Raw genomic sequence first — 22,762 nt, 5'->3', positions numbered from 1 at the left:
TCATGCTATACTACTAGAGTCAATAATTTCTAGAAAGCAGGTGCTTACATGACAAATTCTGTAAGTTCACGCCAGCAGGGGAAGTTTGCTATTGCAGCATTCTTTTCTGGTGTTGGTGGAATTGAGTTGGGCTTTGAGCAGACCAACGAGTTCAGAGTGGTGTATGCCAACGAGTTTGATAAGTATGCCAGACAGACTTATCAGTTGAATTACCCAGATACTTATCTGGACGGGCGTGATATTCACGCAGTTTTGCCAGAGGAAATTCCTTCGGAAACAGTCGATGTGATTGTCGGAGGCTTTCCTTGTCAGGCCTTTAGTATCGCAGGCTACCGCAAGGGCTTTGAAGATGACCGTGGCGACCTTTTCTTTGAGTTGCTTCGGATGATTGAAGCCAGGAAACCCAAGGCGATTTTTGTTGAGAATGTGAAAAATATGGTTTCTCATGATCACGGTAATACCTTCAAGGTTATCCGTGAAGCCTTGACCGAGAACAACTACTTTATCAAGTGGAAGGTCTTGAACGGCAAGGACTACGGGAACATCCCGCAAAACCGCGAGCGGATCTATATTGTTGGCTTTGATAACAAGGAAGTCTACGATAAATTTGAATTTCCAGAGGAAATCAAGCTGACCACTGGGCTTCAAGATGTTATTGATTTTGGGGCAAAACCAGAGGAGAATTACTATTATCGTCAAGGAAAGCAACCTTTCTTTGAGGAGTTAAAGCACGCTGTTACCAGTCAAGATACGGTTTACCAGTGGAGACGCCAGTATGTCAGGGAAAATAAAAATGGTGTCGTGCCAACCCTGACAGCTAATATGGGAACAGGTGGGCATAATGTCCCCCTCATCTTGACAGACACTGGGGAAATTCGTAAGCTGACACCGAAAGAAACCTTTAACGTTCAAGGCTATCCAAAGACCTTCAAAATTCCAGAAGGTGTGTCCAATGGACAACTCTACAAACAGGCTGGCAACAGCGTTGTTGTACCAGTTATCAAGCGGATTGCGGATAAGATTGCCGAAGCGTTGAAAACTTCCTCCGGTCTGTCACAGTTGGAACGAACTGGAAACGTCGCTATCATCTATACCAAGATGAATGGTCAGTTTGAAGGGCAGTCTTATGTGAAAGACTTCGTTGCGACCTATGACGAAGCGATTGCCAAGTTAGACAGTTATAATGACGGTTTAGGAATTTTGTCAGACGAAGACTATCTACGCTTGGTCAAAAAAGGTGGAAACTTAGAATTTTATAGTATTGCTATTACGAATAATTAAATTAGAGGACTAGTGAAAATCTAGTCTTCTTTTGCTATACTAGGATTAGAAAAATGAGGTAGAGTTTATGTGGGAAAAATTAAAAGCAGAGCAGAAGGAAAAATATCGAACTTTAATCACTAATTTTGCAAGTCTAAGTGAGGCTTTTTCGCAAAAGTCTGAAACAGATGAGGAAAATGAAGCCTTTAATTATGTAGCTCCGATTATCAATTCCAAATTCCAGGAAACAGTCTTTCAGAGAGCCTTTCAAGCAGTTGGTGAGGATATTGCCAACACTTCTTTTGATGCCTCGGTTATGGTAGATAATCAGCATAAATACCTAGTTGGCATCAAGTCTTTCGGCATTCAGTCAGGTGACCAAAAAGTTGCCCAGTTCAAGAAAGATTCGCAGAGTTGGACAGAGATTTTACAAGAAATCAAGTTCAATGCCATGATTGCTCCAGATAAAGCAACGGCAGATAAAAATAATCAGGCACTTTACTTGAAACTGGCCAAGGAAATTTCTCTCTTGCGTAACCAGCGGATTGAATCTTCAAAAGCACAAATTCGTGGTTTTGCATCGGACGCAACCGTGGAATCGGTTTACCATGTCTTAATGCCAACGGCAAAGGGAGCCAAGCCACAAATTTTTGTAGGGGAAACCAGTTATCTCCCGATAGATGTCGAAAATTTGCAGATTAAGGGAGCGACCAGTCTAAAAACTCCGACAAATTTTGCTTTTACAGATGGCCAGCATGATTACAAATACACCGCAGCAGATAGTCAACTTCACATGACCTTTCATAACAAAGAGATAGTGGTGGATATCTGGGACGTGGACTATGTGGAAGATCCTTTCTATATTTTTGAAAATCTCCATACTTTGTCAGCGGACGAGAAAGAAAATCAAGTTCTTGATACAGTGTCATGGGTTATCACAGATAAGCATGGTCATGTTGAAGAAAATTCAGGCTTTAATGCCTTTAATGGTGGAGCTAAGTTAGCTAAAAAAGATAGACTATCACGCATTCAGAGAATCCAAGAGGAATTTTCGGATCAGCTCAGCTCGGAAGAACTTGCATTTGTAACCTATTCTTTGGAAGAAATTTTATTGAAAAAGTGGTCCTCTAAAGAAGAAAAAGCTAAAATGAAAAAAATTCGGACTGCCTTGATAAACTTTGCTCAGAAGTCGGGAATTGAAAAACTATCTGAAAAACTGGAGAAATTGGTTTACCGTCCAGTTAGTGAAGTTTACATTCCACTGCCTGATTCTAAAAAGTTTCATGATGCTCGACCAGACTTTTTCGGTCACAATGTTGGGACATTTGATGAAACAGGCAAAAAATTGGCACTGTCGAAAGAAGAACGAACTTTTACGCTTCGTTTTCTATCATCAGGAGATGCTATTGAAGCCTACATCAATCAAGAATCAGGCAAGGCTATTCAGTCAGTGGATAGGCAAGATATTCTTGGTGAATGGTTGCTGAGAGGTGTTTTTCAACTGGCTGAGCGTGAAGTACTGACAGGGAAGAAACTAGAAGCGTTGGAAATAAATGGTATTCGATTAACCAAATTCAAAAATAGAGAAATTGGTATCGAATTTATCTGGATTGACACGGAAAATCCTCCAGCAGATGCAATTGGTTGGGTTAGTAGGAGAAATTAAGGAAGTTTATTCATGAATAATAAGTATAAACCCAACCTCCCCTCCCTCCTCCCTTTCGGTTTCCTTTTCGCCGATAATCGTTACACCTACCGTGAAGTGTTCCTGGAGGCGCAGTTTGAGGCGGTGGTGGAGGTGGATGAGGCTGGCCAATGGACATCTTTTATTTGGGATTGTGAGATGGATGAGCTCTATACTGCTCATCTGGTGACCGCACCCGCAGGGGCATTTGTCAGTCAGGTCAAAGAGGCTTACGAGGCTATCCTTCTGCGTGTGACCGAAGCCTGCTTTACCGCTCTGCCATTTACCAAAGACCAAAGCAACCGCCTAGCCCAGCTCATCAAGGAGCAGTGGGCCGACCTTCCTGATTATCCTTTCGCCAAGTTGCCGACTTATGGGGCTTTTCGTCACCCTGCCAATAGCAAGTGGTACGCCTTGGTCAGCCAAGTTCCGAGGGACAAGCTGGATGGGAGCGGGTCTCAAGAGCTGGTGGAAATCGTCAACCTCAAGGTTGATTCTCGGGAAATAGCAGAGCTTCTGAGCCTTTCGGGCGTTTATCCAGCCTATCATATGTCTAAGAAGACCTGGGTGTCGGTGCTACTGGACGGGACGGTGGCTGATGAGGTGCTATTCGCCCTTGTGGAGAAAAGTCGGATTTTGGTGGGACCCAAGTCTTACAAGGCAGAGCAGGGACCTGATTACTGGGTTATTCCAGCCAATCCCAAAGTCTATGATATCGATACCGAATTTGCGGAAAATAAGGTAGTCTTTTGGCCACAAAAATCAACTATTCAAGCCGGGGACATCGTTGCCATTTATGTCACGGCACCTGTACAGGCCATTCGCTATGTTTGTCGAGTCTTGGGGGCAAACTTGGAAAATCATGGAGAGTCAGATATTCCGACAGAAAAGAAAATCATGCAGATGGAATTGCTTGCTCAATTTTCCGATGATGTTTTGCCAAGAGCGCGCATGATGGACTTGGGAGTCAGGGCGGTACGTGGTCCTAGACGCTTGACAGAGGGCGTGATAGAGGTACTGACATCTGAATTGAAAAACCTCCATTAAATTATCAGAATATTTAATAAAAAGGCTTTACAAGTGGGTAAAAAAGAGTATAATAAGGTGTATAAATTTACGAGGAGGTAAGGTATGAAGAAAAGCTTCATTCATCAGCAAGAGGAGATTTCTTTCGTCAAAAATACATTCACTCAGTATTTGAAAGACAAGCTAGAAATCGTAGAAGTGCAAGGACCGATTTTGAGTCGTGTCGGGGATGGTATGCAGGATAATTTGTCCGGTGTGGAGAATGCGGTTACGGTTAATGTGAAGCTGATTCCAGATGCGACCTATGAAGTGGTTCACTCACTTGCTAAGTGGAAGCGCCATACCTTGGCTCGATTCGGTTTTAATGAGGGAGAAGGGCTCTTTGTTCACATGAAGGCACTTCGTCCTGACGAGGATTCCTTGGATCCCATTCACTCAGTATATGTGGACCAATGGGACTGGGAAAAGGTTATCCCAGATGGTCGTCGGAATTTAGCTTATTTGAAAGAAACAGTGGAGCAGATTTACAAGGCTATCCGTCTGACTGAATTGGCAGTTGAAGCTCGATATGACATCGAGTCTGTTTTACCAAAGAAAATCACCTTTATCCACACAGAGGACTTGGTCAAGAACTTCCCAGACTTGACACCAAAAGAGCGTGAGAATGTGGTTGCCAAAGAATACGGTGCGGTCTTCCTAATCGGTATCGGCGGTGAACTGGCAGATGGTAAACCACATGATGGACGCGCCCCAGACTATGATGACTGGACCAGCCCATCAGAAGTAGGCTACAAAGGACTCAATGGAGACATCTTGGTTTGGAACGAAGCACTTGGTTCAGCCTTTGAGTTGTCCTCAATGGGGATTCGTGTGGATGAAGAAGCGCTTAAGCGCCAGGTTGCGATTACAGGCGATGAAGATCGTTTGGAATTTGATTGGCATCGTGCCCTGTTGAATGGTCTCTTCCCGCTTTCGATTGGTGGCGGTATCGGTCAATCCCGTTTGGCCATGTTCTTGCTTCGTAAGAAACATATCGGTGAAGTTCAATCTAGCGTTTGGCCACAAGAAGTGCGCGATAATTTTGAGAATATTTTGTAAGAGGTTGATTTTCAATCTCTTTTCTTTTTCTTCCAATCAACTGCCTGAAAACATTTACAATGTGATTATCTGTGATTTTTGCGCCAATCTATGATATACTTTTTTAGTTAAATTAAAAAATACAGAGGATATTATGACAAAACTTAGAGAAGACATCCGTAACGTAGCCATTATTGCCCACGTTGACCACGGAAAAACAACCCTCGTTGATGAATTATTGAAACAATCTCAAACCCTTGATGAGCGTACGCAATTGGATGAGCGTGCCATGGACTCAAACGACATCGAAAAAGAGCGTGGTATCACTATCCTTGCTAAAAACACTGCCGTAGCTTACAACGGTACTCGTATCAACATCATGGATACACCAGGACACGCGGACTTCGGTGGTGAGGTTGAGCGTATCATGAAAATGGTTGACGGTGTTGTCCTTGTCGTAGATGCTTACGAAGGTACTATGCCGCAGACTCGTTTCGTATTGAAAAAAGCTCTTGAGCAAAATTTGACACCAATCGTGGTTGTTAACAAAATTGACAAGCCATCTGCTCGTCCAGAAGAAGTTGTTGATGAAGTGCTTGAACTCTTCATCGAGCTTGGTGCAGACGATGACCAATTGGAATTCCCAGTGGTTTACGCATCAGCTATCAACGGAACTTCATCTTTGTCTGACAATCCAGCAGACCAAGAAGAAACAATGGCACCAATTTTTGATACCATCATTGAGCATATCCCTGCACCAGTGGATAACTCAGATGAGCCTTTGCAGTTCCAAGTATCCCTTTTGGACTACAACGACTTCGTAGGTCGTATCGGTATCGGTCGTGTCTTCCGTGGTACTGTTAAAGTAGGTGACCAGGTTACCCTTTCAAAACTAGACGGTACTACTAAAAACTTCCGTGTTACTAAGCTATTTGGTTTCTTCGGTCTTGAGCGTAAGGAAATCCAAGAAGCTAAAGCTGGGGACTTGATTGCCGTTTCAGGTATGGAAGACATCTTCGTCGGCGAAACAGTAACGCCTACAGACGCGGTTGAGCCACTTCCAGTACTTCGTATCGATGAACCAACTCTTCAAATGACTTTCTTGGTTAACAATTCACCATTTGCAGGTCGTGAAGGTAAGTGGGTAACATCACGTAAGATCGAAGAGCGCCTTTTGGCAGAATTGCAGACAGATGTATCTCTCCGTGTAGAAGCTACAGACTCGCCAGACAAATGGACTGTTTCTGGTCGTGGTGAATTGCATTTGTCTATCTTGATTGAAACCATGCGTCGTGAAGGCTATGAGCTACAAGTATCACGTCCAGAAGTTATCATCAAGGAAATTGACGGCGTGAAAATGGAGCCATTCGAGCGCGTGCAAATCGATACTCCAGAAGAATACCAAGGTTCTGTTATCCAATCCCTATCTGAGCGTAAGGGGGATATGTTGGATATGGTTTCAACTGGTAATGGCCAAACTCGTCTTGTCTTCCTTGTACCTGCGCGTGGGTTGATTGGTTATTCAACAGAATTCCTTTCAATGACTCGTGGTTATGGTATCATGAACCATACCTTCGACCAGTATTTGCCAGTTGTTCAAGGTGAGATCGGTGGTCGTCACCGTGGTGCCCTCGTTTCTATCGATCAAGGTAAGGCAACTACTTACTCAATCATGCGTATCGAAGAGCGTGGTACAATCTTCGTTAACCCAGGTACTGAGGTTTACGAAGGGATGATTATCGGTGAAAACTCACGTGAAAATGACTTGACAGTGAACATCACGACTGCTAAACAAATGACCAACGTTCGTTCAGCTACCAAAGACCAAACGTCTGTAATTAAGACACCACGTATCTTGACTCTTGAAGAATCACTAGAATTCTTGAACGATGATGAATACATGGAAGTAACGCCTGAGTCAATCCGTCTTCGTAAGCAAATCTTGAATAAGGCAGAGCGCGACAAGGCGGCTAAGAAGAAAAAATTAGCAACTGAAGAATAATTCCGAGGAGAAGAGCTATGTTTTACCTCATCCTAGCGATTTTATTGGTACTCTTTTATATTTTTGTAGCCCCTAAAAATGTCAAGGGGACTATCAATTTGATTTTAGCAGTGTTTTTGCTAGTCGTACTGGTTATCGCGCTCATTCTTGGATTTCTAAAAATCATGCAGTTTTCTACAAATTTCTGGCTTGGTTTGATCATGATTTTCATTGGGGGCTGGGCTATGAGGGATATTCACTATCTAGATAGTTCTCCTAAAGGAAAATAAGTTAATAATAGAATAAAAGGCTGGACAGTTGGTTCGGCCTTTTTTCTCAGGATTTTATGGTATAAAAAATAGCCCAAACTAGTGTTCAGGCTATTTGTAATGGTTATTCTTTATCAATTTTCTTTTCTAATTTTTCAAGTTGTCTTGCAGCAAAGTCACGACCACCTAAACCGAAGGCAAGGGCGAAGGCTACTGCTAGTGCACCAAGAATAATTGTGAAGGTTGATTGAACGATATGTTGTGCAAACTTCAATTGATCGAGAGCCATGAAGACTGCAAATACGATAATCAAGTAGCGTACAATGGTGATAACAAGAGGGCTATCCGTAACTTTTTGTAGGAAGTTAGCTACTAGATTGCTTGCGATGATTGCCAAGATAACAATAGCAAGAGCGCTGATAAGTGATGGCAGATAAGCAAGTAGGGCAGAACCAACAGAATTAAATACTTCAAGGTTCAATACTTGGATAGCTTGGATAAAGAAGAAAACGATGATGATAGCACGAACGACTTGAGTAATGATAGCTGACAATTCAAAGTTAGCTTCTTCTTTAGCGAATAGGTATTTAGAGTAGTTGTTGATGCCGGCAGTTTCAAGAAGATTTTCAAGAAGGTTGCCAATCAATTTAGCTACAAAGCTACCAACTGCAATCAAGATAAGGGCAACCAAAACATTTGGTAGGATACCGATCACTTGATTAAGAATGGTAACGATTGGTTGAGAAATACTTGTGATACCAAGTGTTTCCAAAGCCAAGGTTAAGATCGGAATGAAGATCAATACATAGACAACAGTTGATAGGACAGAAATGATTTGTTTGCTGTCAAATGGCAATTTTTCCTGACCAGTAACTTTAGTATACCATGCATCAATGTCTAAACGTTCTAGGACACCAGTCAACAGACCTTTGATAAATTTGCAGAAGAAAGTTCCAACAAAGATAATCAAACCAGCTGCAATCATGTTTGGAATAAAGGCAAAGAATTTCTCAAACATGCTAGAGATTGGATCTACCGTGCTGCTGATATTCAAACCAGACAAGATAGATGGAAGGAAGAAGAGAATCACAAGGAAGTAAACAAGTTGACCAAGTGTTTTGATGAGGGCTTGGCCATTATCTTCAGGCTTAATAACACCCCATTCTTGTAATTTTTGTGAGAACTGGATTTTGTTCAAACCAGCTAGAGTTAGCTTGCGTAATAAACCAGCCAACACAAAGGCAATGATAACCAGGACAAGCATACGGATGACGCCTGGCAAAGCAGAAAGCAAAGGATAGAATAAACTATCGATTATAGTAGTCATATAATACTCCTTATAATAAAATATTTTCGTTTTAAGTCTATCACTTTTATAAGGAATTGACAAATAAGATGAATTTTCCCCCTATTCCAGCTTTTTCCACTCCCTTTAGCTTGAAAAAGCTTCATGTAAAGGGTAAAATAAAGTGTTAGAATGTTTGGGATTTCTAAACAGGATAGGAAGCGTCTGAACCATTCTAGAGGATTAAGAAGGAAATATACCATGAAAATGATTGATACGTTTAAAAATAAAAAAGTTTTGGTGCTCGGTTTGGCTAAGTCGGGCGAATCGGCAGCTCGCCTATTGGATACCTTAGGGGCTATTGTAACAGTAAATGACGGTAAGCCATTTGAAGAAAATCCGACAGCTCAAGGACTTCTTGAGGAAGGAATTCGTGTGGTTTGTGGTGGCCATCCGCTGGAGTTGTTGGATGAGGATTTTGCTCTTATGGTTAAGAACCCAGGTATCCGCTATGATAATCCGATGGTTGAAAAAGCCCTTGAAAAAGGCATACCGGTCTGGACAGAAGTTGAATTGGCCTACCTGATTTCAGATGCTCCGATTATCGGAATTACAGGGTCAAATGGTAAGACAACAACTACAACCATGATTGCGGAAGCCCTAAATGCAGGAAATAAGTCTGCAAAATTATGTGGAAATATTGGCTATCCAGCCTCTTCTGTCGCGCAAACTGCGACCAAGGATGATACCTTGGTAATGGAGTTGTCCTCTTTCCAATTGATGGGAACAGAGGTTTTTCGTCCAAATGTGGCAGTTATTACTAATTTGAGTGCCAACCATATTGACTATCATGGAACCTATGAAGAGTATGTGGCAGCCAAATGGATGCTTCAGCGCCAGATGACCGAAGAAGATACGATTGTTCTGAACTTCAATCAAGAAGATGCCAAGGATTTGGCTCAAAAAACCAAGGCTAAAGTTCTTCCGTTTTCAACCAAAGAAGTGGTGGATGGTGCCTATTTACAAGATGGCAAACTCTATTTCAAGGGTGAGTTCATCATGGATGCAGACCAGATTGGTGTTCCAGGAACTCATAATATTGAGAATGCCTTGGCAACGATTGCTGTTGCTAAGTTGTGGGGAGTTGATAACCAAGCTATTCAAGAAAGCTTGTCTGCTTTTGGTGGAGTGAAACACCGCTTGCAATTGGTTGGTAAAATCAAGGGAGTGACCTTCTATAACGATAGTAAATCGACCAATATCTTAGCGACTCAAAAAGCCTTGTCAGGTTTTGATAATAGTAAGGTAATCTTGATTGCTGGTGGTTTGGATAGAGGCAATGAATTTGATGACTTGGTTCCAGATTTGCTCGGTTTGAAGAAAATGGTTATTCTGGGTCAATCAGCCCCGCGTGTTCAGCGAGCAGCAGACAAGGCAGGCGTACCAACTCTTGCTGCTGAGGATATTGCGGACGCAACTCGGAAGGCCTTCGAAGCGGCAGAAGAAGGGGATGTTGTGCTCTTAAGTCCTGCCAATGCAAGTTGGGATATGTATCCAAACTTTGAAGTGCGTGGAGATGTATTCTTGCAGACCTACGAGGAGTTATGTAACTAATGAAAAAAATTGTTTTTACAGGTGGAGGTACAGTAGGTCACGTGACCCTCAACCTTCTCTTGATTCCACGTTTTATTGAAGATGGCTGGGAAGTTCACTATATAGGTGATGGAAATGGAATTGAGCATGAGCAGATTGTAAAATCAGGCTTAGATGTATGCTTCCATTCGATTGCTACAGGAAAATTACGCCGCTATTTTTCTTTCCAGAATATGCTGGATGTATTTAAGGTTGGTTTTGGGGTCCTACAATCGCTTGCTATTATTGCTAAAATTAGACCCCAGGCCCTATTTTCAAAAGGTGGTTTTGTTTCGGTTCCACCAGTTATTGCATCCAAACTTCTAGGTGTACCTGTTTACATTCATGAGTCCGATTTGTCCATGGGTCTGGCCAATAAGATTGCCTACAAATTTGCAACAACCATGTATAGTACTTTTGAACAGCCTGCAGGTCTGACCAAGGTCAAACACGTTGGGGCGGTTACTAAGGTGGGTCAAAGCAATGATAAAGTTACACCAATCCAGTTGCCAGAAATCCTTAGCCACTTCGATAAAAATCTACCAACATTATTGTTTGTAGGTGGCTCAGGAGGTGCCAAGGTATTTAATGATTTGATCAGTCAACATATGGTGGCCTTGACAGAGCGATTCAATATTATCAACCTCACCGGAGATGCAGACTTAAACAAATTGGCTGACAATCTCTATCGTGTTGATTATGTCACGGAGCTATACCAACCCTTGATGGATTTGGCGGATGTCGTTATTACCCGTGGTGGTTCCAATACCTTGTTTGAGTTGATTGCCATGCAACAACTTCACTTGATTGTACCCCTGGGACGTCAAGCTAGTCGAGGGGATCAGATAGAAAACGCTCTCTATGCGGAGAAAAAAGGGTATTCCAAACAAATTGATGAAAGTCAATTGACTTTGGAAAATCTACTAGCCGAAGTTGAAAATTTGTTGGAAAATAAGGAATTTTACAAAAATAATATGGCTAACTCTAAAGAAATTCAATCGGTGGATAGTTTCTATGATCTATTGAGAGATGATATGGGGAGGTAGGTGCTATGACCCAAAAAAATGATAAGGAACCTACTATCCATGACCAAACAGACATAGAAGTTCCCTCTATGGAAGCTTCTCAGGAAGAAAAAAGTGCCTTTTTTGAAAAATGGAAGGCCAAGCATCAAGCCTATTTAGCAAGTAAGGTGAAAGCGGATAATAGTGAGGAAGTTCCTTCGACTATTCAGGAAAAAAGGAAGCTTTTTCAGGGGATTAAGAAGCCTGGCAAGCTTAGCTCTGTTCCTAAGAACCAGTTGGAAGAAAAGAAGAATAGGCAAGTAGAAATACCTAAAAAAGTAATTTGGAAATCTGTCCCTATTTTAGTGGTCAGTTTATTACTTGCGGCCCTTTCTCTCTACTTCATTTCCCCAACTAGTAAAGCGAAAGACATCGTTGTCAAAGGTCAGGATAAGCTGACAGCTGAACAGGTCATCAAATATAGTTTGATTTCGGATAAAGACTATGTTGTGACCACTCTATTGAATGCATCAGCTTACGCTGAGAATGTAAAAAAAAATAATCCATCTGTGGAAACTTCGGAGATTAGCTATCAGTTTCCAAACCAGTTTACTATCCGCATTAAAGAATACGCTATTATTGGCTATATTCAGCAGAACGATCAGCTCTACCCTGTTTTATCTAGTGGTAATATAGGTACTGAGATTGTAGCAGTAGATACCCTGCCGGAAACCTATACGACCATTCAATTATCAGATAAAAATCAGGTAAAGCAATTAGCTATTGCCCTTGGAGAGATTGAACCTACGATTAGGGAGAAAATCCAGACTGTAAGTTTAACTCCAAGTCAGGTAACAGCTGATTTATTGACATTCAATATGACAGATGGAAATACAGTTTTGGTGCCCCTTAGTGAACTGACCGAAAAACTTGCTTATTATACTAAAATTGCGGCAGAAGCAGAGGGACCAATAACAATTGATATGGAAGTTGGTATCTATCGCTATTCAAGTGAAATTTGATAGCTGGATAAAGAAAAAATTATAAAATAATCCTTTATTATCCCCCAATTCGAATAGAATATGGTATAATGAAAGATGACTAATTATACTATTTTTTAAAATGGAAGATGATTTGTTAAAGTGGAAGTAAGAGAGGACTGATAGAATGGCTAGAAACGGCTTTTTTACGGGATTAGATATTGGTACAAGCTCCGTTAAAGTCTTGGTTGCAGAATATAATGAAAATGAAATGAACGTAATTGGTGTCAGCAATGTGAAAAGTGCTGGTGTCAAGGATGGGATTATTGTCAATATTGAGGTTGCTGCTGGTGCGATAAAAAAGGCTATCGAGCAAGCGGAAGAAAAGTCAGGTTTGCGTATTGAATCAATTAACGTTGGCTTGCCTGCAAATCTACTTCAAATCGAGCCAACTCAAGGCATGATTCCTGTAACAACGGATTCACAAGAAATTACAGACGTAGATGTAGAAAATGTTGTGAAGTCAGCATTGACTAAGAGCATGACCCCAGAACGTGAAGTAATTTCATTTATTCCAGAGGAGTTCACAGTTGATGGTTTCAAAGGAATTAAAGATCCTCGTGGCATGATGGGTATTCGTTTGGAGATGCGTGGGATGCTCTATACTGGTCCACGTACCATCCTTCACAACCTTCGTAAAACGGTTGAACGTGCAGGTGTACAGGTTGAGAATGTTGTCATTGCTCCCCTTGCCTTAACCCGTTCTGTATTGAATGAGGGAGAGCGTGAATTTGGTGCAACAGTGATTGATCTTGGTGGCGGTCAAACAACCGTAGCAGTCATGCGTGGTCAGGAATTGCAATATACCAATATCTACCAAGAAGGTGGAGATTACATCACCAATGACATTTCTAAAGTCTTGACAACTTCAAAGAGCATTGCTGAGAATTTGAAATATAATTATGGTATTGCCTTCCCACAAGAAGCAAGTGATAAGGAAAAATTCACTGTTGAGGTCATTGGTGAGAGTGCACCTGTAGAAGTAACAGAACGCTACCTATCAGAAGTGATTGCAGCTCGCCTTCGCCAAATCTTTGAGCGAGTGAAACAGGACTTAGAAAGAACACGGGCCTTGGACTTGCCAGGTGGCATTGTTCTTGTAGGTGGCGGTGCTATCTTGCCAGGTATTACTGACTTGGCACAAGAGGTCTTCGGTGTTCATACCAAACTCTTCGTTCCAAATCAAATCGGTATCCGTAATCCAGCCTTTGCAAGTGTGATTAGCCTTGTAGAATACGTGGGTGAACTAGAGGACGTTGAGAAAATTGCTCAATATGCAGTAAATGGTGAAACCATGTTAAGACACAAACCAATAGATGTTAGCCTTCCACGTCCTCGTGTTAGCCAACCAATCCAAAAGGAAATTGTTAAGGAATTGAATGTGGTTGAAAGTGAAGAAACATCTATTCCTATTTACAATAACGAAGTGAATGAGGAACGTTCAGCAAACAAAGGCAATATTACAGAGCGTATCCGTGGTTTGTTCGGTAGTATGTTTGAATAAGAGAATAGAAAAGGTGATATAAACTATGGCATTTTCATTTGAAGCAGCAGCAAGTCATGGTGCTGTCATTAAAGTAATCGGTGTCGGCGGTGGTGGTGGTAACGCCATCAACCGTATGATTGAAGAAGGTGTAGCAGGTGTTGAATTTATCGCAGCCAACACAGATGTGCAAGCTTTGAGTAGTTCAAAAGCGGAAACGGTTATTCAGTTGGGTCCAAAATTAACCCGCGGTCTAGGTGCTGGGGGTCAGCCTGAAGTTGGTCGTAAGGCAGCTGAGGAAAGCGAAGAAGTCTTGACCAATGTTCTTACAGGAGCTGACATGGTCTTCATCACTGCTGGTATGGGCGGTGGCTCAGGTACAGGTGCAGCACCAGTTATCGCACGTATTGCCAAAAATTTGGGTGCATTGACAGTAGCTGTTGTAACACGTCCATTTGGTTTTGAAGGAAACAAACGTGGCAACTTTGCCATCGAAGGTATTGAAGGACTTCGCGAACAAGTCGACACACTTTTGATTATTTCAAATAACAATCTTCTTGAAATTGTTGACAAGAAGACACCTCTTTTGGAAGCTTTGAGTGAAGCTGATAATGTTCTTCGTCAGGGTGTTCAAGGCATTACAGACTTGATTACCAATCCTGGTTTGATTAACTTGGACTTTGCGGATGTGAAGACTGTTATGGAAAACAAGGGCAATGCTCTTATGGGTATTGGTATCGGTACTGGTGAAGACCGTGTTATTGAAGCCGCTCGTAAAGCAATTTACTCACCACTTCTTGAAACAACTATCGATGGTGCGGAAGATGTTATTGTCAACGTTACAGGTGGCTATGATATGACTTTGACGGAAGCAGAGGATGCATCTGAGATTGTTCATCAAGCAGCTGGTCAAGGAGTGAATATCTGGTTGGGAACATCTATTGACGAGACCATGAAGGATGAAATCCGCGTAACCGTTGTGGCGACAGGTGTTCGTCAGGATGCGGCTGAAAAAGCTGTCCGTCATCGTACAGAAACTGTTTCACCACGTCAGACACAACGTTTTGATTATCCAGTAGCTCCAGCAACGGCTCCCGTTCGCACTGCAGTAGCTCAAGTAGAAACACCAAAAGCTTCAGCATTTGGTGAATGGGACTTACGTCGAGAAAATCTAATCCGTCCTACTGATACAGAACCAGCTTCAACAGTAGCTGTTGAAAAGTTTTCAATGGAGCATGATGAAGATGAGTTGGATACCCCACCATTCTTCAGAAACCGTTAAGATGGATTTCCAAAAGAACAAGGATAATGTATTTTTAGCTGTGGCTCAAGCAGCTGAAAAGGCAGGGCGTCCAATTGAATCTGTAAATGTAATAGCTGTCACCAAGTATGTTGACAGCTCTATTGCTAATAAGCTAGTAAAAACAGGGGTAAGGCACATCGGTGAAAACCGAGTTGACCTGTTTTTAGATAAATATAAGGCCTTGGCAGACCAAAATCTCACTTGGCACTTGATTGGTACACTGCAAAGACGCAAGGTTAAAGATGTCATCAATTTTGTAGACTATTTCCATGCCTTAGATTCTGTCAAATTAGCTCAAGAGATCGATAAACGAGCTACCAGAAGAATTAAGTGCTTTTTGCAAGTCAACATATCTGGTGAGGAAAGTAAGCATGGATTTGCCTTGTCGGAGATTGATGATGTCTTATCTGAAATAGCTAACTATAAAAATGTTGAGCTTGTTGGCTTGATGACAATGGCTCCTTTTGAAGCAGATGAAGTAGAGCTTGCTTCTATATTTTCTAAAATGAAGCAAGTTCAAGAAGAGTTGGCAGGTCGGCAGTTACCAGGTATGCCCTTTACAGAATTAAGTATGGGCATGAGTGGTGATTTTAACATAGCTATTGAACATGGGGCAACCTATGTGAGAATAGGAACGGCATTTTTTGAGTCAGTGAATTAGGGAGAAAACCGTGGCACTAAAAGATACATTTAAAAATTTATTCAATTACTTTGAGGTTGACGATGTCAATGAGGCAACTGAGCAAGAAGAAGCTTATTCTATGCCAAATGAAAGACCAAAAATGCGAGTTGCTCAGCAGACAAGTGTCGCTTCAAAAGAACAACCTGCTAAGATTGAAAATAGAAGAGAAGTTCGTGTAGATAATCAACGTCCTCGTATGGAGCGTCAACACGAGGTGGTTGACACTGGTACGGAAAACAAATCTACGATTGACATTAAGTTTCCGAAGCGGTATGAAGATGCTCCGGAAATGGTTAATCTACTCTTGGACAATGCTAGTATTTTGATTGATTTTCAGTATATGTCTGAGCAACAGGCAAGACGTTGTTTGGATTATCTAGATGGAGCACGTTCGGTTTTATCTGGTAATTTAAAGAAGGTGTCTAATACCATGTGGTTATTGACGCCCGTCAATGTTACTGTACATATTGAAGAATTGCGTAATGCCAATAATGGACAAGGGGCAGATACGACTTTCGATTTTGATATGAAGCGATAAGCGTATGCAAATTCTGATTTTAATCCTATTAAAATTTGTAGAGATTTATTCCTATCTCTTATTTGCCTACGCTTTATTGAGTTGGTTCCCTGCTCTATTCACAAGTCCCCTTGGTCGTTTCTTAGAAAGTCTAGTTAGTCCGCTCTTGAAACCCTTTTGGCGCTTGAACTTACAATTTATGGGCTTAGATTTGACAGTCCTGGTGGCCATGCTAGTCTTGAATATGGGAACGCGCCTATTGGTGCAACTCTTAGTTGGCCTGGTATAAACATGAAGAGTGAAAAGCATATTTTGGAACATTTTGCCCGAGTGGAGAGGGAATTTGTCGAGAAGGTGATGGATATGTGTCAGCAAGTTGAGGATACTTATTCCTATAGATTGACAAGTTTTCTAAATCCTAGGCAGGATGCTATTGCTCAGATGATTGCCAATTATTACCACTTACAAGCGTTTTCGACAAGGGACCTTGTCCCAACAGAGTATTCTCGTGTCATTCTTGCTCCTAGCTACTATGTCTTGGACAAAAAAGATTTTGATGTGATGGCCCTAGAACTTGTCTACTCTAGAAAGTTTCACAGTTTATCACATTCACAGGTACTGGGAACTTTCTTGAATAAATTGGGTATTCGGAGAGAATACCTAGGTGATATTCTTATTAGAGAAGATGAGTTACTCATTTTTTTGGATAAGAAGTTTGGAGAACTGGCAATTCAGACCATTGCTAAAATTGCAAGGGTTCCTGTTAAGCTGATGGAACGAGATTGGCAGTCTACGCCAGTCCAAATGAATGAAGAACCTTTCTTTAAGGAAGTCTTGGTTTCCAGTATGCGATTGGACAAGCTAATTGCTGTAGCCTTCCATCTGTCACGAACCAAGGTAGACAAGTTGATTGCAGCTGGTCATGTAAAATTGGATTATGTTCAGGTAGAACAAGCAGGTAGGCAGGTTGAGTTAGGACAATTGATTAGTCTTAGAAAATACGGTAGAATTCGAGTAAGCGAACTTTTAGGTTTTTCTAAGCAAGGTAAAGTAAAATTAAAGTTAGAAATGATTAAAACATAGGGGGAAAAATGGCACTTACAGCACTAGAATTAAAAGATAAAACTTTCGCAACCAAATTTAGAGGTTATGATGCGGACGAAGTAGATGATTTTTTGGATATTGTTACTCGTGATTATGAGGAATTGATACGTAAAAATCATGAGCAAGAAGCAGAATTAAAGACACTTCGTGAGCGCTTGACATATTTCGATGAAATGAAAGAATCCTTGAGTAAGTCAGTACTTTTAGCGCAAGATACAGCGGAAAAGGTAAAACATGCGGCTGAGGATCAGGCGACAAATATTGTTAAGCAAGCCGATTACGATGCAGCTACCCTTTTGCATGAAGCTAAGGATAAGGCCAACGAAATCCTTCGTAATGCAACGGATAATGCTAAGAAAATTGTTATTGAAACTGAGGAATTGAAGAATAAAACTCGTATTTTCCATCAGCGTTTGAAATCAACCATGGAAAGTCAACTATCACTGGTTAATTCGTCTGAATGGGAAGAGATTCTTCGTCCGACAGCGACCTATATTCAAACCAGTGACGAAGCCTTCCGTGAGGTGCTCCATAAGGCTTTGGATGAGGAAGTATCCATTGAAGAGGATAGCTTAGACTATACTCGTCAGTTGACCTCTGAAGAAATTGCAGAATTAGCTCGTCAAGCAGAAGCTTACGACAAAGGGGAAACAGTTGAAGTTTCCGTGACAGAATAGTTTTCAGATACAAAGACAGTATTGCTAGAAATATATTCAGCGAGTAGGTGATGGTGGAAGACCTGCAATCCCTTTCTAGTCAAGGATCCCTTTGTCTGATCTTTCCTGAACAGTTAAGTAGGGAAGGACGTCGGTTCACGTTACGAACATAGAGGGATGGGGGAAACCCTATCTAAACTAAGGTGGTACCACGAACTTTCGTCCTTATTGGCGGGAGTTTTTTTGTTTGTTATGATAGGATTAGAATTAGTAAATAAGGAAAATTTTGAAAAAGTCCTGCAAGTGCAGGTCTTAGAAGAGGACCAGCGTCGAGTTGCAACGGTTGAATATTCTCTGGCTCAGGCTTGGCTCTATCGGGAGGAGGGACGTCTGCTTCCTTATGCAGTCAAATCAGGACAGAAAGTCGTAGGTTTTGTATTGTTGTCTATACAAGAAGACAAGAGCTACTATGTGTGGCGTTTGTTAATAGACAGGCATTATCAAAATAGAGGCTATGGTAAGGAAGTCATCCGGCAAGTGATTGGTCTGGCTAAGGAAGATCCAAATTGCCACACAATTACCATGAATTATGTCATCGGTAATCATAAAATGCGGTACATCTTAGAAAAATTTGGCTTTCAATCAGTTGGTATGATTGGACAAGAAATAAAAATGGAATTAACTTTTTAAAAGGAGATAAAATGAAATTAAAAGAAACCCTTAATCTAGGTCAAACGGCCTTCCCAATGCGTGCAGGTTTACCAACTCGTGAACCAGAATGGCAAAAGGCTTGGGATGAAGCAAACTTGTACGCCCGTCGCCAAGAACTCAACGCAGGCAAGCCAGCCTTCCACCTCCACGATGGCCCTCCATACGCAAACGGAAATATCCACGTTGGCCATGCCCTGAACAAGATTTCGAAAGACATCATCGTTCGCTCTAAGTCCATGTCAGGCTTCCGTGCACCATTTGTACCAGGTTGGGATACGCACGGTCTTCCTATTGAGCAGGTATTGGCAAAACAAGGTGTCAAACGCAAGGAAATGGACTTGGTCGAATACCTTGAAATGTGCCGTGATTATGCGCTTAGTCAGGTTGATAAGCAACGTGATGATTTCAAGCGCTTGGGAGTTTCTGCAGACTGGGAAAATCCATATATCACCTTGACCAAAGACTACGAAGCAGCTCAAATCCGTGTCTTCGGTGCTATGGCAGACAAGGGCTATATTTACCGTGGTGCCAAGCCTGTTTACTGGTCATGGTCATCTGAGTCTGCCCTTGCAGAAGCTGAAATCGAATACCATGACATTGACTCAACATCTCTGTATTATGCCAACAAGGTCAAAGATGGCAAGGGACTCTTGGATACAGACAGCTACATCGTGGTCTGGACAACCACTCCATTTACAGTAACGGCATCTCGCGGTTTGACCATGGGAGCAGACATTGACTATGTCTTAGTTCAACCTGCTGGCTCTGACCGTAAGTATGTCTTGGCGGAAGCCTTGGTTGATAGCTTGGCAGCCAAATTCGGTTGGGAATCTTTTGAAGTGATTTCCAAACACAAGGGTGCTGAATTTGAATATATCGTGACCGAACACCCATGGGATGCTGAAGTTGATGAATTGGTTATCTTGGGTGACCATGTCACAACGGATTCTGGTACAGGTATCGTCCATACGGCGCCAGGTTTTGGTGAGGATGACTACAATGTTGGTGTCAAATATGACTTGGAAGTTGCGGTAACTGTCAACGAACGTGGCTTGATGAATGAAGCTGCGGGTCCTGATTTTGAAGGGCAATTCTATGACAAGGTTGTGCCAACTGTTAAGGAAAAATTGGGTGACCTGCTCCTTGCTAGTGAAGTGATCAACCACTCCTACCCATTTGACTGGAGAACCAAGAAGCCAATCATCTGGCGTGCAGTGCCACAATGGTTTGCCTCTGTTTCTAAATTCCGTCAGGAAATCTTGGATCAGATCGAAGCAACAACTTTCAATCCATCTTGGGGTAAAACACGTCTTTACAACATGATCCGAGACCGTGGTGACTGGGTCATCTCACGTCAGCGTGCTTGGGGTGTGCCACTCCCTATCTTCTATGCTGAAGATGGCACAGCCATCATGACCAAGGAAGTGACAGACCACGTTGCAGCTCTCTTTGAAGAGCATGGTTCTATCATCTGGTGGAAATCTGAAGCCAAAGATCTCTTGCCAGCTGGTTTCACTCATCCAGGTTCACCAAATGGCGAATTTACCAAAGAAACAGACATCATGGACGTTTGGTTTGACTCAGGTTCCTCTTGGAATGGCGTCATGAATGCCCGTGAAAACCTTGCCTACCCAGCAGATCTCTACCTTGAAGGTTCAGACCAATACCGTGGTTGGTTTAACTCATCCTTGATCACCTCTGTAGCCGTAAATGGTCATGCCCCATACAAAGCTATCTTGTCACAGGGCTTTGTCCTTGACGGTAAGGGGATGAAGATGTCTAAATCATTGGGTAATACCATCCTTCCAAGTGATGTTGAGAAACAGTTTGGTGCAGAAATCTTGCGTCTGTGGGTGACATCTGTGGATACTTCAAACGATGTCCGTGTGTCTATGGATATCCTTGGACAGGTTTCTGAAACCTACCGTAAAATCCGTAATACCCTTCGCTTCTTGATTGCCAACACTTCTGATTTCAATCCTGCAAGTGATGCGGTGGCATACGAAGAGCTTCGTTCTGTTGACCAGTATCTCTTGGTGAAATTTAACAAGTTGGTAGCTCAAATCCGTGAAGCCTACGACAATTATGATTTCATGGCTATTTACAAATCTGTAGTAAACTTTGTAACCCTTGATTTGTCAGCCTTCTACCTCGATTTTGCCAAAGATGTCGTCTACATTGATGGTGCTAAATCACTTTCTCGTCGTCAGATGCAAACTGTCTTCTATGACATCTTGGTCAAAATTACCAAGCTCTTGACCCCAATCTTGCCACACACAGCAGAAGAAATCTGGTCATACTTGGAACACGAAGCAGAAGAGTTTGTACAATTGGCGGAAATGCCAGAGGTGGAAACCTTTGCTAATGAAGCGCAGCTTTTGGCTGACTGGGAAAACTTTATGGTCTTCCGTACAAAAGCTCAAAAAGCCTTGGAAGAAGCCCGTAATGCTAAAGTGATTGGTAAATCGCTAGAAGCATATCTGACTGCCTATGTGTCAGTTGAAACCAAGTCCTTCTTGGAGAGCTTGGATGCAGACCTTGCTCAGTTGCTCATCGTTTCAAACTTAACAGTAACCACTGAAGTAGCTCCTGAAGGTGCTGTTTTGGTAGAAGAAGTTGCCTTTACTGTAGAGCGTGCAGCCGGAGAGGTGTGTGACCGTTGCCGCCGCATTGATACTAGCGTTGTTGAGCGTAGCTATGGTGCAACAATCTGTGACCACTGTGCTAGCGTAGTAGAAGAAAACTTTGCTGAAGCAGTAGCTCAAGGTTTTGAAGCATAAAACAGATATAAAGTCTATCTTTTGGGATAGGCTTTTTTATTGTCAATTGGACAAAAAAAGAAGCCCGTTGGCTTCTTAGATTTCAGTAATAATGGGAATAGACATTTCAATCAACCGTTCGGTATGGATGGTTTGAATAGCAGCCTTGTCAATTGTTCGTTCATCAATCTTGCGGTGAAGGAAGAAATCACGGATTTTTTCGATTTCGGATTGTTGCACTGCCCGATATTTGTTGCTGATTAAGAGTTCATAGTGACGAGGGGCTTGTGTGAAAATAACATCTGTATTACCAGCAGAATAGGTTTCTACTAGAAAGGCATCGGTATTGGCCAACTGATTTTGGACCAGGTATGAATGACTATTTGTCGTATTTATAATTTTCATTTGGAACCTCCTACATCTCTTTAGTTCCATTATAGCACGCTAGGGGGTGTTTTGGCTAGTTATCAGATACATTTTCTTGCAATTTCCATTGTTCAATTCCCCACTTGTGACTGCCTCGTTTGAGTTTTTCGATGGCCTCATCGATTGGGAACCAGGCAATGTGGTTAAAATCCTCTAAAGGTAGGCCGACCTGGTGGTAGCTGGTCACTTGATAGATGTAAGCGGGGTTGTAGAAGTAGGTATCTCGATGGCTAGAGTAGAAATATTCGTCAGCCTGACCATAATAGTGACCAATTTCGGCTGTAAAACCAAGCTCTTCCATTAGTTCGCGTTCTAGGGCGATGAGATGATTTTCCCCTTTTTCGATTTCCCCACCTGGTAGGAACCAGGCACCATTTGGTGCTTGAACGAGGATGATATTTTCTTTCTTTTCATCAGGGATAACAGCATAGACACCAAATCGATTTTGATAGTCTACGTCAGCCTTCTTTTCTCCAAAAACGGCAATATTCATAGTAAACTAAGTCCTTTTTACAATTGAGATGACTATATTATACCATTTTTCTTACATTTTTCCTCAGACTAGACTTTTCTGGTCAAATCAGGTATTTTTTTATATGTGAGGAAGGATTTTTGAAAAAACGAGGCTGGGCTCAAGTCCAGCCTCTCTTCTCAGAGTTCGCATCAACATCTCAGCGCAGTGGTTGATTGGCAGATTTGTTCGTGTTTTACACTCCAAATCTGACCATTACGACTGTTGCGAACAAAGTTCGCTCTATTTCCAACCTCAAAAGGTTCACTGAAGCTTTTGAGCTGTGCGGGGGTGGGAGTGAAACAGTCTGGGGATAGACTGTTTCAGCTCAACAACTGGAAATAAGGACTTG

At 42.0% G+C, this 22,762-nt stretch carries 20 protein-coding genes and 2 pseudogenes; 19 read left to right on the top strand and 3 right to left on the bottom strand.

What is annotated here, in order from left to right:
* Nucleotides 1-48 precede the first annotated feature (48 nt).
* The 6 genes from dcm (at nt 49) to ACEE44_RS08895 (ending at nt 7,318) form a co-directional block, all read left to right on the top strand.
* On the top strand, nt 49-1,281 hold the full coding sequence (dcm, locus tag ACEE44_RS08920; protein WP_449171979.1) for a DNA (cytosine-5-)-methyltransferase: 1,233 nt from the start codon (nt 49-51) through the stop codon (nt 1,279-1,281).
* A gap of 67 nt (nt 1,282-1,348) precedes the next feature.
* Nucleotides 1,349-2,926, top strand: a complete 1,578-nt coding sequence (locus ACEE44_RS08915; RefSeq protein WP_449171978.1) for a hypothetical protein — start codon at nt 1,349-1,351, stop codon at nt 2,924-2,926.
* A gap of 12 nt (nt 2,927-2,938) precedes the next feature.
* The gene (locus ACEE44_RS08910) at nt 2,939-3,991 is read left to right on the top strand and encodes an MmcQ/YjbR family DNA-binding protein (RefSeq protein ID WP_449171977.1); all 1,053 of its coding nucleotides are present in this window, start codon (nt 2,939-2,941) and stop codon (nt 3,989-3,991) included.
* 84 nt (nt 3,992-4,075) lie between these two features.
* Entirely contained in the window at nt 4,076-5,068 is a 993-nt protein-coding gene (gene asnA / locus ACEE44_RS08905) for an aspartate--ammonia ligase (protein WP_208547098.1), read from the top strand.
* A gap of 133 nt (nt 5,069-5,201) precedes the next feature.
* A complete protein-coding gene (gene typA, locus ACEE44_RS08900; RefSeq protein ID WP_105109799.1) occupies nt 5,202-7,049 on the top strand; it encodes a translational GTPase TypA in 1,848 nt (615 codons plus the stop codon).
* 17 nt (nt 7,050-7,066) lie between these two features.
* On the top strand, nt 7,067-7,318 hold the full coding sequence (locus tag ACEE44_RS08895; RefSeq protein WP_248050441.1) for a DUF3165 family protein: 252 nt from the start codon (nt 7,067-7,069) through the stop codon (nt 7,316-7,318).
* Nucleotides 7,319-7,421: 103 nt separating this feature from the next.
* Here the strand turns inward: ACEE44_RS08895 and ACEE44_RS08890 are convergent, their stop codons facing one another.
* The gene (locus ACEE44_RS08890) at nt 7,422-8,624 is read right to left on the bottom strand and encodes a mechanosensitive ion channel (RefSeq protein ID WP_449171976.1); all 1,203 of its coding nucleotides are present in this window, start codon (nt 8,622-8,624) and stop codon (nt 7,422-7,424) included.
* A gap of 219 nt (nt 8,625-8,843) precedes the next feature.
* Here ACEE44_RS08890 and murD point away from each other — a divergent pair, with 219 nt between their 5' ends.
* From murD to ileS, 13 genes and pseudogenes are all read left to right on the top strand, one after another.
* A complete protein-coding gene (gene murD / locus ACEE44_RS08885) occupies nt 8,844-10,196 on the top strand; it encodes a UDP-N-acetylmuramoyl-L-alanine--D-glutamate ligase (protein ID WP_449171975.1) in 1,353 nt (450 codons plus the stop codon).
* Nucleotides 10,196-11,260 carry a UDP-N-acetylglucosamine--N-acetylmuramyl-(pentapeptide) pyrophosphoryl-undecaprenol N-acetylglucosamine transferase gene (locus tag ACEE44_RS08880; RefSeq protein WP_449171974.1) on the top strand — a complete coding sequence of 355 codons (1,065 nt, stop codon included), beginning with the start codon at nt 10,196-10,198 and terminating at the stop codon, nt 11,258-11,260. Before murD ends, ACEE44_RS08880 begins: the two co-directional genes overlap by 1 nt.
* A 5-nt stretch (nt 11,261-11,265) precedes the next feature.
* Entirely contained in the window at nt 11,266-12,240 is a 975-nt protein-coding gene (locus ACEE44_RS08875; protein WP_449171973.1) for a cell division protein FtsQ/DivIB, read from the top strand.
* A gap of 145 nt (nt 12,241-12,385) precedes the next feature.
* Nucleotides 12,386-13,762, top strand: a complete 1,377-nt coding sequence (ftsA, locus tag ACEE44_RS08870; protein ID WP_332412396.1) for a cell division protein FtsA — start codon at nt 12,386-12,388, stop codon at nt 13,760-13,762.
* A 25-nt stretch (nt 13,763-13,787) separates the two neighbouring features.
* Nucleotides 13,788-14,763 (top strand): annotated as a pseudogene (gene ftsZ / locus ACEE44_RS08865) (cell division protein FtsZ); the annotation flags it as partial.
* A gap of 107 nt (nt 14,764-14,870) precedes the next feature.
* Nucleotides 14,871-15,023 (top strand): annotated as a pseudogene (locus tag ACEE44_RS08860) (cell division protein FtsZ); the annotation flags it as partial.
* Nucleotide 15,024: 1 nt separating this feature from the next.
* Nucleotides 15,025-15,705 (top strand): YggS family pyridoxal phosphate-dependent enzyme, encoded by a 681-nt coding sequence (locus ACEE44_RS08855; protein WP_449171994.1) that lies wholly within the window; start codon nt 15,025-15,027, stop codon nt 15,703-15,705.
* A 10-nt stretch (nt 15,706-15,715) separates the two neighbouring features.
* Complete coding sequence (locus ACEE44_RS08850; protein ID WP_248050429.1) at nt 15,716-16,264, top strand: cell division protein SepF; 549 nt, start codon at nt 15,716-15,718, stop codon at nt 16,262-16,264.
* A 4-nt stretch (nt 16,265-16,268) separates the two neighbouring features.
* Nucleotides 16,269-16,532, top strand: a complete 264-nt coding sequence (locus ACEE44_RS08845) for a YggT family protein (protein ID WP_449171972.1) — start codon at nt 16,269-16,271, stop codon at nt 16,530-16,532.
* 2 nt (nt 16,533-16,534) lie between these two features.
* Nucleotides 16,535-17,326 (top strand): YlmH family RNA-binding protein, encoded by a 792-nt coding sequence (locus ACEE44_RS08840; protein ID WP_449171971.1) that lies wholly within the window; start codon nt 16,535-16,537, stop codon nt 17,324-17,326.
* Between the two features lie 8 nt (nt 17,327-17,334).
* Nucleotides 17,335-18,024 (top strand): DivIVA domain-containing protein, encoded by a 690-nt coding sequence (locus tag ACEE44_RS08835; RefSeq protein ID WP_172091527.1) that lies wholly within the window; start codon nt 17,335-17,337, stop codon nt 18,022-18,024.
* Nucleotides 18,025-18,255: 231 nt separating this feature from the next.
* Entirely contained in the window at nt 18,256-18,693 is a 438-nt protein-coding gene (locus ACEE44_RS08830; protein ID WP_449171970.1) for a GNAT family N-acetyltransferase, read from the top strand.
* A gap of 11 nt (nt 18,694-18,704) precedes the next feature.
* Complete coding sequence (gene ileS / locus ACEE44_RS08825) at nt 18,705-21,494, top strand: isoleucine--tRNA ligase (protein ID WP_449171969.1); 2,790 nt, start codon at nt 18,705-18,707, stop codon at nt 21,492-21,494.
* Between the two features lie 75 nt (nt 21,495-21,569).
* On the opposite strand, the gene ACEE44_RS08820 is transcribed toward ileS, so the two are convergent.
* Nucleotides 21,570-21,878 carry a DUF1827 family protein gene (locus ACEE44_RS08820; protein ID WP_105113716.1) on the bottom strand — a complete coding sequence of 103 codons (309 nt, stop codon included), beginning with the start codon at nt 21,876-21,878 and terminating at the stop codon, nt 21,570-21,572.
* Nucleotides 21,879-21,933: 55 nt separating this feature from the next.
* Entirely contained in the window at nt 21,934-22,392 is a 459-nt protein-coding gene (locus ACEE44_RS08815) for an NUDIX hydrolase (protein WP_105113717.1), read from the bottom strand.
* Nucleotides 22,393-22,762 lie beyond the last annotated feature (370 nt).

The organism is Streptococcus sp. 32226D021BW (genome assembly GCF_053545015.1).
Note: the sequence above shows the minus strand (reverse complement) of the source record. Positions and strands in the feature narration are given on the sequence as shown.